This window comes from Micromonospora sp. CNZ309 (assembly GCF_002846525.1).
In genome coordinates, this window is sequence record NZ_PJNG01000001.1 from 2,602,684 (window position 1) to 2,615,560 (window position 12,877).

General features: G+C 70.8%; 8 protein-coding genes. 1 reads left to right on the top strand and 7 read right to left on the bottom strand.

Annotated features, from left to right (window positions below; all coding sequences use genetic code 11):
• Window positions 1-450 precede the first annotated feature (450 nt).
• From CLT72_RS10325 to CLT72_RS10355, 7 genes are read right to left on the bottom strand one after another with little or no spacing between them, the layout of a single operon-like run.
• Window positions 451-1,227 carry an ABC transporter permease gene (locus CLT72_RS10325; RefSeq protein WP_158242009.1) on the bottom strand — a complete coding sequence of 259 codons (777 nt, stop codon included), beginning with the start codon at window positions 1,225-1,227 and terminating at the stop codon, window positions 451-453.
• Window positions 1,224-2,213: an ATP-binding cassette domain-containing protein gene (locus CLT72_RS10330; RefSeq protein WP_101411170.1), complete on the bottom strand. Its 990-nt coding sequence runs from the start codon at window positions 2,211-2,213 to the stop codon at window positions 1,224-1,226. The genes CLT72_RS10325 and CLT72_RS10330 overlap by 4 nt, the downstream gene beginning before the upstream one ends.
• A 27-nt stretch (window positions 2,214-2,240) precedes the next feature.
• A complete protein-coding gene (locus CLT72_RS10335; RefSeq protein ID WP_101411172.1) occupies window positions 2,241-2,984 on the bottom strand; it encodes a thioesterase domain-containing protein in 744 nt (247 codons plus the stop codon).
• The gene (locus CLT72_RS10340) at window positions 2,981-3,190 is read right to left on the bottom strand and encodes an MbtH family protein (protein ID WP_101415078.1); all 210 of its coding nucleotides are present in this window, start codon (window positions 3,188-3,190) and stop codon (window positions 2,981-2,983) included. The genes CLT72_RS10335 and CLT72_RS10340 overlap by 4 nt, the downstream gene beginning before the upstream one ends.
• Before the next feature lie 5 nt (window positions 3,191-3,195).
• Window positions 3,196-5,379, bottom strand: a complete 2,184-nt coding sequence (locus CLT72_RS10345) for a lantibiotic dehydratase (RefSeq protein ID WP_101411174.1) — start codon at window positions 5,377-5,379, stop codon at window positions 3,196-3,198.
• Complete coding sequence (locus CLT72_RS10350) at window positions 5,376-6,350, bottom strand: LLM class flavin-dependent oxidoreductase (protein ID WP_101411175.1); 975 nt, start codon at window positions 6,348-6,350, stop codon at window positions 5,376-5,378. Before CLT72_RS10350 ends, CLT72_RS10345 begins: the two co-directional genes overlap by 4 nt.
• Entirely contained in the window at window positions 6,340-11,652 is a 5,313-nt protein-coding gene (locus CLT72_RS10355) for a type I polyketide synthase (protein ID WP_158242010.1), read from the bottom strand. The genes CLT72_RS10350 and CLT72_RS10355 overlap by 11 nt, the downstream gene beginning before the upstream one ends.
• An 18-nt stretch (window positions 11,653-11,670) precedes the next feature.
• Here CLT72_RS10355 and CLT72_RS10360 point away from each other — a divergent pair, with 18 nt between their 5' ends.
• Entirely contained in the window at window positions 11,671-12,873 is a 1,203-nt protein-coding gene (locus CLT72_RS10360) for a cysteine synthase family protein (protein ID WP_158242011.1), read from the top strand.
• Window positions 12,874-12,877 lie beyond the last annotated feature (4 nt).

Genomic DNA, 12,877 nt, shown 5'->3' on the forward strand with positions numbered 1-12,877 from the left:
CGGGTTACCCAAGGTGGGGATTAGCCAGCGACAAATGGGGCTACTCTCGCACTGGCGGAACAAACGCTTCACTGCCGTCCGATTCCGATCATCCCGTTTTGGACCCCGCCCGACACCACAGCCAGCTTCCGGACGAAACAGACAAGGGGTGGCTAGTAAGGGTTTTCGATAGGTATGAGGCGTCAATTAGGGGTACCGTGGCGCGGTATTCGCCGATCGAAAGCGCTCCCACGAACTGCGCGAGGAGTTCCGGGCCCGAGCCGGGTGATGGCGACGCGCGTCAACGAGCAGACCCGGTGGTGCTGGGCAGACCGACACACGGGTCGGCGAAGTCTCATAGCATCGGCGTGGAGATGCTGCCGCCGTCGCGGTCGGCTACCCCGCCTCGCCACCCGTCGCCGACGCGAGCCCTTCTCAGGCATGCGCGCCACGACCGGGTACCGGCACCGCTCAGGAACGCCGACGATGGCGGGCCAACGCCACGCCGGTCGTCGCCATGGCCACCGCCGCCAACCCCGCCAGCAGGCCCAGGCCCGTCAGCACCTTCCCCAGCTCCAGGCTGTCGTTGAACGAGTCGCGACACAGCTCCACCGCCCAGTTGACCGGGTTCGCGGCGATCGCCGCGGCGACCCAGCCCGGCACCAGGTCCTTGGGCATGAAGGCGCTGGAGAGGAACGTCAGGGGCATCACAATGAAGTTGACCATCGCGATCAGGGACTCCTCCCGCCCCACGATCAGCGCGACGGTGCTCGACAGTGCGGCGAGCGCGCAGGCGACCCCCGCGAGCGCGAGGATCATGACGACAACTCCGAGCACGCCCCCGTGGAATCTCACCCCGAGCCCGTAGCCCACCACGAGCAGGATGGCCGTCGGGATCACCGCGTTGACCACCTGCTGCACCAGCGGACCGATGATCAGGGCGATCGGGCGCACCGGGGACGCCAGCAGCCGGTCAAGGGTGCCCCGCTCCATGTCCGCCAGCAGGGACAAGCCGTTCCAGCCACTCGCGAGCAGGACCGTCATCACGATGAGCCCCGGCAGGAAGAACTGGGCGTAGTTGTCCGACCCGAATCCGGGAATGTCGGCGATACGGCGGAAGGTCCCGCTGAACAGCAGCAACCACAGGAACGGCTGGACGAGGTTGATCGCGATGAGCCACGGTTGACGAAACGTGTGCAGGATGTGCCGACGCGCGATGTAGGCGGACTGCCCGACGAGCTCACTCACGATGCCTGCCCTCCGGCGGTCGCCCCGGGATCCACCTGGGTGGCGAATCTGCGTCCCGTGTACGCCAGGTACACGTCATCCAGGGTCGGCTGGGACACGCTCACCGACCGTACCGCCATGGCTTCCTGGCCGAGCCGCGCGAGGACGACCGGCACCGCCGCCCCGCCGCTTGGCGCCCGTGCATGCAGCCGGCGCCCGTCGACGCGGATCTCGTCGAGACCGTCGAGCCCTGCCAGCGCGCCGCGGATCGCTTCCTCGGACTGGTCGGACTCGAACTCGACCTGCAGGGTGTCCCCCCGCAGCTTCTGCTTCAGCGTCTCCGGACTGCCCGTCGTCACGATCTTGCCGCGGTCGATGATGGCCACGTCGTTCGCCAACGCGTCGGCCTCTTCGAGGTAGTGGGTGGTCAGCAGGATGGTGATCCCCTCCTGCCGGACCAGCGCGGTGAGGTCGGCCCAGAGCTGCACGCGGATGTCGGGGTCGAGGCCGGTCGTCGGCTCGTCGAGATAGAGGACCCGGGGGCGGTGCACGATCCCCATGGCGATGTCGACCCGACGCTTCATGCCACCGGAGCAGAAACCCGCCTGCCGGCCTGCGACGTCCGAGAGCGCCAGCATCGAGAGCACCTCGTCGGTGCGGGTCGCCAACGCCCGGCCCTTGAGTCCGAACATCCGCCCCTGGAGAAGCACGTTCTCGCGCACGGTGGCGGTCGGTACGGCGCTGAGGCGCTGTCCGACGAGCCCGATCCGCCTACGCACCTCGGTCGCCTGCCGAACGACGTCGTACCCGGCGACGAGTGCCTGCCCCGAGTCCGCGCGGGCCAGCGTCGAGAGGATCCGCACAGCGGTGGACTTGCCGGCCCCGTTGGGCCCCAGCAACCCGAACAGGGTGCCCTCGGGCACCACGAAGCTCAGCCCGTCGAGGGCCCGGACGCCCCGCGGGTAGCTCTTGACCAGGTCACGTACCTGGATGGCCATCTCGGCCATGTGCGTTCCTCTCGTCCTTCGTGGATGTCAGAGGTCGAGCTCGGCCAGCAACAGTTCGCCGAGTCGCGCCGAGGCCGACCCGAGGAAGTCGTGCCCGCCCGGCATGATCCGCAGGGTGAAGTCCTTGCTCGTGTGGTCCTGCCACATCGCGAGGTCCGCGAAGTCCACCGACGCGTCCTCCCGGGCGCCGACGACCGTGACCGGCATCCCGAGTGGCGCACCGGGCTGGTAGTCCCAGTTCTCGTAGACGGCGAAGTCGGCGCGGATGGCCGGTTCGAACATGCCGAAGAGGTTCCGGTCCGACAGCACCGACTCGGGGGTGATGCGGGAGTCCCGCAGGTAGGTAATGAGGTCCGGCTCGGCCAGCGTGTGTATGCGACGTTCCGGGGCGACCACCCTCGGCCCGGGCGAGGCCAGCACGATGAGCCGGACGGGCGGGCGGCCCGCCTGGGTCAGCTCGCGCGCCACCTGGTAGGCGACGAACGACCCCGAGCAGTAGCCCAGCAAGGCCAGCGGCACGTCGTCCCACTCGTCCAGAGTCTTGATCACCTCCGCGACGGTCTCGTGCATGTCCGTGAGCGGGGTCTCCCGTCGGCGGGATTCCCGGCCCGGCAGTCGCAGGGCGCAGAGGTCGACGCTCGGCGGGAAGACGGCGCTGAGCGGCCGGAAGGTCGCCGTACCGCCGCCGGCCTGCGGGAAACACAGCAGCCGGACTCGCGGGTCGGTCACCGCACCGATCCGGACGATGGTGGACTGGGGGCGGACGGTCATGCCGAGTCGGCCTCCATCAGCAGGCGCAGGCTGCGGGGCCGCATGTCGGTCCAGACCGTGGCGATGTGGTCGAGGCACTCCTGCCGGGGGCCGGAGGGGCCGGACGCCGTCCACCCGGCCGGGATCGGGCGGTCGTCGGGCCAGATCGAATACTGTTCCTCGTCGTTCATGACCACCTGATAGGTGCGCCCGTCGTCGTCGAACAACCTGCTCACTCTCCGTTCTCGCCTCGGTACTGCTGACTGTCGACGCAGGTCAGCCTGAACTCCGCCGTGTAGCGGCGGCCCTGCGAATCGCGCAGCCACAACTGGTCGGGTCCCGGCAGCATCTCGGTGACCGAGACGCTGCCACCGGGATCACGTTGCCGGCCACGGCGCAGCTTCGCCCAGAGCGTGTCGATCAGGGTGTCGTCGCGCAGGTCGACGTAGATCGGCTTGGCCTCACCCGCGACGACCCAGAACGCGACGTCGGGCAGCCCCCGGTCCGCCGCGACCTGCCGCACGTGCGACGCCACCGTCGCCAACCGGGCCTGCGCGAACTCGGCGAACCCGGTGAACGGGAGCTGCCACCGCTCCCGCGACACGACGACCCGGTCGATCTGGATCCGAGGCTGGTACGGGGACGGGGCCAGCAGCCCGAACCGGTTGAACGCGGCCAGGGCGAGGTAGTCGTCCAGCACCTCGATGAGATCGGCCTCGAAGTCGTCCACCACGGAGCGGACCACCAGCCGGCCACCCTCCCGGTGCACCCGCAGCACGCCCGCCGCCACCACGTTCGCCCGCGGTGGCGCGTACGACTGCTCGGAAGAGACCCCCAGGTAGGTGTAGCCGGGCGAGTGGTACGCCTCGGGCGGCCCGGTACGGGAGTTCACCAGGCCGTCGGTCATCGAGTAGAGCGGGACGATCCGCTTCGGCATGTCGCTGTCGATGTCCCGGCGCAGCCCCGCCTGGTCGGGGTGCGACCACGAGAAGCACAACTGGTCGAGCGAGTTGATCGTGGGATGGACCTCGCCGAGCACGGCCAACCACCGGCCGTCGCGCAGGTCCTCCGGGCTGGCCGCCGCGAGCATGAGATCCGGACTGTGCCACCGTGCCGTCGGCCAGCCCGGTGCCGTGGCGGGGAAGGCCGTCAGGACCTTGTCCCGCAGTTCCTGCGACGAATAGGTCACCGGCCCGGCCATCGGATGGGGGGCCAGGATCTCCGTCCAGCGTCGGCGCAGTTCACGCGCTGCGGCGCCGGTCGGTCCGGTCGTACTGTCCTGGAAGGTCGGTGCGAGCTGGGCGAGCAACCTGGGCAGGGGGTAGCCGTCGGCCGACTGGTCGGGCTCCTGCGCGAGCAGCTCGCCGACCAACGACCGGTATCCCCGGGCGATCTCGACCGAGAACCACCGCGCGCTCTGCAACAGGAGGCCGAGGGCCGGTGCCACGTCAGCCCGCAGCTCCGCCCCGAGTTCCGGGACGGTGTCGGCGCGACACTCCTCGTAGACGACCGTCCGTCCGGCGTAGTACCTGCCGTCGTGCCGCCGCGACGACTCCAGGGCGACGGTGGTGAACCGTTCGTGCAGCGCCTCCAGCGCGGAGGCCACCGCGGCCGGGTCGCCCACCGCGGCCGCGACCCGGTCCCGGGCCCGTACCAGCGACGTCAGTTCGTCCTGTGTCGCCTGCCGGCGCGCGGGATCGGCCACCCGGGCCAACTGCATGGCCAGCCGGCGCTCGGGATGCTGGGCCTGCGGAATGAAGAACCCACGGGTCAGCACCCCCATCGCCTGCAACTTACGGATCTCGGTGACGACCCGCGCGGCGTCGGTGGTCCCGTCGTCCAGGACAGCCGCCACATCCGCCACGGTCCGGAAGCCGTCGACCGCCCCGAGGACCCGTTGGCCCAACTCCGACAGGGACAGGAACGACCCGTCGCCCAGGTGGACGCCGCCCGGCCCCGGTGCCACGGCCGAGGCCACCTGCGGGACCGTCCAGTCATGCAGGTCGTAGCGCTCCGCGAGCGCCCGGCCCACCGCTTGGACGGCCCACATCTCGAAGAACACCTGCCCCCGGGTGACCGACCCCTGCTCGGGAACGACCGTGTCACCGTCGGTCCAGCGGCCCCAGGCCGTCGGTCCGAAGAACCCGATCGAGTCGTTCTTCGCGCAGTACCGCGACCGGTAGCTCGCCAGCGTCCTCAACAGATCCCGCTTCATCGGCCTGCCGTCGGTGACCCGACGCCGGGTCAGCTCGGCGACCTCGAGGTGCTGCCAGGTCAGCGCCTCCAGGAACGACGGTTGCCGGACGATCTCCGGGTCAGCGACCCACTCGAACGGCATGCCGGTGCTACGCAGGCAGAACCGACGCCAGACCGAGAACTCCTCGTCGCCCAACGGAAGCAGATGATCGGGGATCATGCGCTGGCGCTGATCCCGTACGTGGCGCGCAGCGTCTGAAGGCAGGTCTCGTAGCCGCGCTGAGCGGTGCCCGCCGGGGCGATCACGACCTCGTCGACGCCGGCCCGCCGGAAGGCGGCCAGACCACGGGCCGCCTCCTCGGGGCCGATCGCGGCCAGGGCCGACACCATCCCGGCGTCGGCCCTGCCCGTCTCGACGCAGTCGGCGAACCCGCTGTTGCGGAACAGCGCGCGGTAGGTCGCCACCCGCAGGTACGACGCGAGGAGCCGGCCGAACAGTTCGCGGTCGCGGTCGGGTTCGTCGCTGACCGCCGCGTGCATCATCGCGACCACGCGGAAGCCGTCCGGGCGCCCACCCCGCTTCGCCCAGCCGCGACGTAACGCGGGCAGCACGACGTCGGTGACGTACTGCGGCGTGCACATCCAGAGGATCACCCCGTCGGCGACCTCCGCGGCCAGTTCGAGCATCCGCGGGCCGAAGGCGCCGAGCAGGACGGGCAGGTCGTCACGCCGCCCGGGCGGAAGCGAGGCGTGCCCGCCGTACCATTCGCCGTCGACGTTCACCTCGCCCTCGTGGCACAGCTGCGTGACGACGCCGAGATACTCGCGGGTCCCCGCGAGCGCCGGCACGGAACGGCCGCCGACCATCCAGTCGCCGATCCCCCGGTGGCCCAGTCCCAGCCCGAGGTTCACCCGCCCGCCGGACATCTCGTCGATGGTCGCCGCGGTCTGCGCCATGACCACCGGAGGGCGCGAGTACATCGGCAGGATCGCCGTGCCCAGGCGCAGTCGTTCCGTCCTGACGGCCAGCCCGGCGAGCAGCGTGCCGACCTCAAGCTGATTGGGCATCTGCGGCAGCCACACCGAGTCCATGCCCAGCTGTTCCACGTCGCTGGTGAGCCTGAACATGTGCTGCGCCGACATGCCCTGGCCGCCCACCACGGCCCCGATGGCGGGCCGGTCAGCCGGCATCGGTGGTCAGCCCCATCGTCTGCGCGACCTGCTCATCCGACATCGCCGAGATCTTCGCCACCAGGGCGGCCTCGATGACCTGGCCCAGGCCCCGGACGTGGCGGGAGTCGAACAGCTGCGCGGCCGAGACGTCGACCGAGAAGCGCTGCCGGATCCGGGACACCAGCTGGACCGCGAACAACGAGTTGCCGCCAAGGTCGAAGAAGTCGTCCTCGGCCCCGATCTGCTCGACGCCGACCGTGTCCGACCAGAGTTGCGCCAGGGCCCGCTCGAGGTCGGTGCTCGGCTCCACGTACGGCGTGGACAGGGTCCGTGCCGTGCCCGTGGAGGCACCGCCGGCGGTCAACTGCTCGGTGACCGCCGCCCGGTTGACCTTCGAGGTACGCCGCAACCGGACGTCGAGGCCCTCCGGGCACCAGATGACCTGCGGGCCCACCGCGCCACCGAGGATCAGCCGCAGTGCCTCCGCCCCGGCCTCGGGGGTGACCTCGTCCAGCGGCTCGGCGACTGCCGGTGCGGCGACCGCCGTCCCCTGGGTCCGCTCGGGCAGATCCTCCGGCATCCGGAAGATGGTGAACCGCTCCACCGTCAGGACCTCGTTGCCGTCGTCGTCGACGAGCGTCACGTCGGTGCTGGCGGTCTCGCCGAGGGTGTCGTCGAGGTGCCGGATGATGGCGTGCACCCGGCCGGGCAGCGCGCTGTGGACGCGGATGCGGCCGTAGCTGAACGGCAGGTAGAAGCCTTCGCCCCGGATGACCTGGCCGATCCCGATGCTGCAGTCCAGGACCGCCGGGTGCAGGTGGTACTCGTCGAGGTCGGAGCGGAACTGCTCGTCGAGCTCGACGGTCACCAGCTCCATGCCCGGCGCGGACCAGCGGCCCCGGATTCCGGACCAGCGGGGTCCGAACTTGAGCACGCCCTCGAAGTTGGCGAGATCGGGGACGGAGATCTCCGTCGCCTCGGCCCGGAGTTGCGCCAGGTCGTGCTTGGCGGGGTCGACGGTGCCGCCCGGGCTGACCCGGCCCTGTGCGTACTGGTTGCCGTCGGGGCTGCGCAGCACCACCTCGAACCCGTCGGGCTGCCGGCGCAGATCGAGCTGGCACCGCAGGCCGGGGTGGGCGACCAGCGGCTGGATGAGCATGAGGTCGGTGATCTCACCGTGCTGCTCGCCGGTCAGCTCGGCGAACGCGGCACGCACCAGCTCGATGATCCCCGTGCCGGGCATCGTCGGGATGCCGGTCATCCGGTGCTCGTCGAGAACCCAGTTCGTCGCGGACAGGTCGATGTCGAAGGTGCTGAGCGAGTCGTCGACGTTGGTCCGTGCGGAGAGCATCGGGTGGGCCACCGGACGGGCGTCCGCCGCGGCGGGCTGCTCCCCCCAGGCGATCTGGGCGAAGACCGACGGGGCCTCGACCTCCTGCGCCATGCCCACCTCGGCGAACGGCGGCCAGTTGATGGAGACCGTGTGCCGGCCCTCCGCCCACCGTGCCTGCGCGAAGGCGTCGAGCACCGCGTTGGCGCCGACGTAGTCGCCGAGGCCGAAGTCGGAGGAGAGCACCGCGATCGACGAGTACAGCACCATCAGGTCGGGCTGGAAGATCTCGTCGAGCAGGTACGTGCCGCGCACCTTCGGCGCGAGCACCGCCTGCGCGTCCTCGTGGGACCGGGTCTCGAGCATGCCGCCACCGGCCACGGCCGCCAGGTGGAACACCCCGTCGACCGGCCCGAAGTGGTCGAGCACCCGGTCGCGTACCGCGTGCATGCTGTCGGCGTCGGTGACGTCCGCCGCCAGCGTCAGAACCTGCCCACCTGACTCCTCGATCTCCTGGACCGCGCGGATACGGTGCGCGACCGGCGCCTGCGGGGTGTCGGCCAGCACGGCCGGCCACTCCGCCCGGTCGGGCAACCCGCTGCGGCCGAGCAGCACCACCTTCGCCGACACCAGGTCGACGAGCTGACGGGCGAGGATCAGGCCGAGCCCGCCCAGGCCGCCGGTGAGGAGGTAGACACCCCCCTGGCGGAGCGCCGGCGGGGCACCCGCCGGCGCCGTCACCGATATCCCGGCGTACGACCAGGCCCAGCGCTTGCGACCACGGTAGGCGACCTGCTGCTCCGGGCCCTTCCCGGCGATCTCCGCGAAGAGCTGTGCCACCGCCAGGTCCTCGCGGTACGTCCCGCCGAGGTCGATGCTGCGGCTGGTGACTGATTCGAGCTCCTTCGGCGCGAGCTTCACCACGCCCAGTACCGCCGCCTTGGCCGGCTCGACCAGGCCGTCGCCGGTGACGTCCTGCATCTGGCTCGTCACAACGACCAGCTCGACGGGCGTACTCGGCAGCCGGCGAACGGCCTCCTGGAGCATTCGCAGCACGCTGTGGAAGCCGTTCCTGAGCCAGTGCTCGGCGGCGGTGGCCTCGGTCAGGCCCTCGGGCCGGGTCCCGACGCAGAGCCCGTGCACCAGCGTCACCGGCGTCGGCAGGTCCGCGGGCAGGTCGGCCAGGAGCGCCATGGCCTGCTCGTCCGTCGTCGCCAGCAGCACGTTGGCGCCGGCGGCCCTGGCCCGCTCCGCCACCCGGGGCAGGACGGTGTCGTCCGGCGGGGAGAGGACGAGCCAGGTCCCCTCCGCGGCGGCCGGGTCCGGTGCCGGGGTCTCCAGCCACACCGGTGAGGTGTACGCACCGACCGGTCCGGCCGCGACGGCCGTCCCGCCGACGGCGGCCGGCTCTTCCTCGTCAGGTTCGATCCAGTAGCGCTGACGCTGGTAGGGGTACTCGGGCAGGGCCAGCAGGTTGCGCCGCTCGTCCGACCAGAACCCGGCCCAGTCCACCGGCACGCCCTCGGCCCAGAGCCGGCCGACCGCGCCGAGCAGGGTCTCCGCGTCGGACTGCTGCTGCTTCGGGTGGCGCAGTGTCGCCACCGCCACCGCCGAGCGGTCCTGGGCGGTGACGTAGCCGGTGAGCGTCCGGCCGGGTCCCACCTCGACGAAGGCCCGGTTGCCGTCGGTGGTCAGCAGCTCCACGCCAGCGGCGAACCGGACGCAGCCGCGCAGGTGCCGGGCCCAGTAGCGCGGGTCGGTCGCCTCGTCGTCGGCGATCCAGGTGCCGGTCAGGTTCGACACGAAGGGAATCGTCGGCGGGCGCAGGGTGGTCTTCCGTACCGCCTCCTCGAAGCGGTCGAGGATGCCGTCCATCGTCCGGGAGTGGAACGCGTGCGAGGTGTGCACCCGGCGGCTGGAGACGCCGTGCAGCATCAGTTCGTCCTCGAACCGTTCCACGTCCTCGGTCAGGCCGGCAACCACGCACACGCCGGGTGCGTTGATGGCCGCGATGTCCAGCGTGTCGTCCAGCATCGGGACGAGCAGCTCCTCGGGCAGGGTCACCACGAGCATCGAGCCGCTCTCGGCCGTCTGCATGAGCGCACCCCGCTCCGCCACGAGCCGCACCGCGTCGTCCCGGCTGAAGACCCCGGCCAGGGTCGCGGCCACGTACTCGCCGATGCTGTGCCCGAGCATCGCGGTCGGCTGGATGCCGACGCTCTGCATCGTCCTGCCCAGCGCGTACTCGATAGCGAACAGCAGCGGCTGGGTGTTGCGCGTCTGGTTCTGCGTCTCGCTGTCCGCCTTGAGCAGCAGGTGCAGCAGGTCCACGTCGTGGGTGGCGCGCAGCGCCGCCGCGCAGGCGTTGTACTCCGCGCGGAACACCGGCTCCGAGTGGTACAGCTCCCTGGCCATCCCCGGGTACTGCGCCCCCTGACCGGGGAAGAGGAAGGTGGCGCCGCGTGCCGCGGTGGCCCGGAAGGCGGGCAGTTCGACGGTCAGCCGGGCGGCGCCCTCCGCCGGTTCAGCGGCCACCACGAAGCGGCGCAGCGTCAGCGCTCGGCGGCCCGTGCTTAGGGTGTACGCGAGGTCGGCGAGCTCTTCGTCCGTGCCGGACAGCCAGTCGGCCAGCCGGTCGGTGAGCGCGTCGAGCGCCTCCGGCGTGTGGGCGGAGACGGGGATGAGCTGGACGGCACGCCGTCCGGGCCGGGACGCCGCGCGGGCCGGTGGCTGTTCGATAATGACGTTGGCGTTGGTCCCACCGATCCCGAACGAGCTCACCGCGGCCCGCCGGGGGCGCTCCGACGCCGGCCAGGAGCGCAGTTCGGTGCTGACGTAGAACGGGCCGTTGACGAAGTCGATGCGCGGATTGGGCTCGTCGAAGTTGATAACCGGGGCCAGCACCCCGTCCCGAACGGTGCAGACCGCGTTGACGAGACCGGCGACGCCGGCCGCCGCCCCGAGGTGACCCACATTGGCCTTGACCGACGCGATCGCGCAGTAGCCGGCCTCGTCGGTCTGCTCACGCCACGCGGTGCTGAGCGCGCCGACCTCGATCGGGTCGCCGACGAGGGTGCCCGTGCCGTGCGCCTCGACGTAGCCGATGGTGGCGGGATGCACGTCGGCGTCCCGCAACGCGGCGCGGACCACCGCGACCTGGCCGGAGGCGCTGGGTGACGAGAAGGCGCCCTTGTCGCTGCCGTCGTTGTTGATCGCCGTGCCGCGGATGACGGCGTGCACGGGGTTGCCGTCGGCCAGCGCGGCGGCCAGCGGCTTGAGCAGGACGGCACCGCATCCGTTGCCGAAGACGGTGCCCTGGGCCTGGGAGTCGAACGGCCGGATCCGGCCGTCCGGCGAGAAGATCCCGCCTTCCTTGTAGGCGTACCCGCCGATCTCCGGCAGGCAGATCTCGACGCCGCCGGCGAGAGCGACCTCGCACTCACCGGCGCGCAGCGCCCGCACCGCGACGTGGACGGCCACCAGGGAGGTCGAGCAGGCGGTCACCATGCTGATCGCCGGGCCGGTCAGGCCGAGCCGGTAGGCCACGCTGGTGGCCAGGTAGTCCGTGTGGTTGCTGATCGAGGCGAGCAGGTTTCCGGCGCTGCGCATCGCCTGCGCGCTGCGGTAGATGTTGTCCTCGAGGTAGTTGTTGGGCCGCGAACCGGCGTAGACACCGATCCGGTCGCTGTCCTGACCGGGGACCACGCCGCCGTTCTCCAGCGCCGAGTGGCACGTCTCAAGGAACACCCGGAACTGGGGATCCACCAGCTGGGCCTCGCGGCTGCTGAGCCCGAACAGGGCGGCGTCGAACATGTCGACATCGCCGATGACCGGAGCTGCCCGCACGTACGCCGGGTCGGCCAACTCGGCGTCGGTCACGCCGGCGGCCCGCAACTCCTCGTCGTCGAAGAAGGAGATCGACTCGACGCCGTCGAGAAGGTTGTCGCGAAACTCCTCAACGGAGCGGGCACCGGGGAATCGACCCGCCATACCGATAATCGCGATGGGTTGTCCAGCCGTCCGGGCGACGGGATCAAGACCAGCCTGATGCGCCATGGGGCACATGCTTGTTTCTCGTGGTCCACGCATCAAGGTCGCGGCGAGTTCCTGGCGACAACTCGCCAGGTTCTTCCCGGCCACCAGGCGACCTTGCATCCTTTGACAATGCTGGACAGGAATCGGAGGATCGCGCCGACCCCGGTCTCAGAGCTTCTCGTGACGCGTGGCAGCGACAATCACACGGTACTCCTCAAGCACGAGTGCCAACATCCGTCCGGCTCAGTGAAGGAACGGACCGCCCTCGGCCTGCTGCGTGCCCTCGACCGGGAGCGCCCCCTGGTGGCGGGCACGGTGGTGGTGGAGTCCACATCGGGCAACCTGGGCATCGCGATGGCGGGGCTGTTGGCCGACATCGGTTGTCACTTCATCGCGGTCGTCGACCCGAAGACCCCGGCCGTCTCCCTGCGGGCGCTCACCGAGGCCGGCGCCGAACTGCACCTCGTCGAGGAGCACGACGGTCAGGGTGGATACCTGCTCACCCGGCTCGACGCGGTACGGCGGATCCTCCGGTCACGACCGGACTACCGCTGGCCGAACCAGTACGAAAACCCGGCAAATCCGGATATCCACGAGGAGAGCACGGCGCCGGAGATCATCGAGCAGGGCGGCCAGCATTTGGATGCCGTCTACGTCGCGGTCTCCACCGGTGGCACCGCCGCCGGGATCGCCCGACACGTCCGCGGCTCGGGTAGAGCGATCCGGGTGATCGCCGTGGACGTGTTCCACTCGCTGGCGAGCGAGGTCTGCCCGGGTCCGCGCACGGAGATGCCGGCGACCGCCCGTCTCCTCCCGGGGATCGGCGCCAGCCGCCGGTCGTCGTTCCTCGAGGCGGGTTCCGTCGACGGCCGCCACCAGATCCGCGACAGCGACGCGATCGCGATGTGTCGGATGCTGCGGGAGGACACCATGATCGGCATCGGCGGGTCGGCGGGCTGCGTGCTGACCGCATGTGTGACCGACCTGTTCGGACCGGCGGCTCCGGCGTTCCCCCTGTTGCTGATGCCGGACGACGCCAGCAAGTACGAGGACACGGTCTACGACGACGCCTGGCTGGCCAAGGTCGGCCTGCTCGATGCGGTCGAATCCGCGATCCGATCGTTCCGCCGGCAGGGCCTGTCGTTCAAGGCGAGCGAGCCGCCGCGGGCCGGCTGACCCG

Coding starts and splice junctions, on each gene's coding strand:
- CLT72_RS10350 (WP_101411175.1), bottom strand. CDS start 6,350: ATGCCGGCTGACCGGCCCGCCATCGGGGCCGTGGTGGGCGGCCAGGGC.
- CLT72_RS10335 (WP_101411172.1), bottom strand. CDS start 2,984: ATGACCGTCCGCCCCCAGTCCACCATCGTCCGGATCGGTGCGGTGACC.
- CLT72_RS10330 (WP_101411170.1), bottom strand. CDS start 2,213: ATGGCCGAGATGGCCATCCAGGTACGTGACCTGGTCAAGAGCTACCCG.
- CLT72_RS10345 (WP_101411174.1), bottom strand. CDS start 5,379: ATGATCCCCGATCATCTGCTTCCGTTGGGCGACGAGGAGTTCTCGGTC.
- CLT72_RS10355 (WP_158242010.1), bottom strand. CDS start 11,652: ATGGCGGGTCGATTCCCCGGTGCCCGCTCCGTTGAGGAGTTTCGCGAC.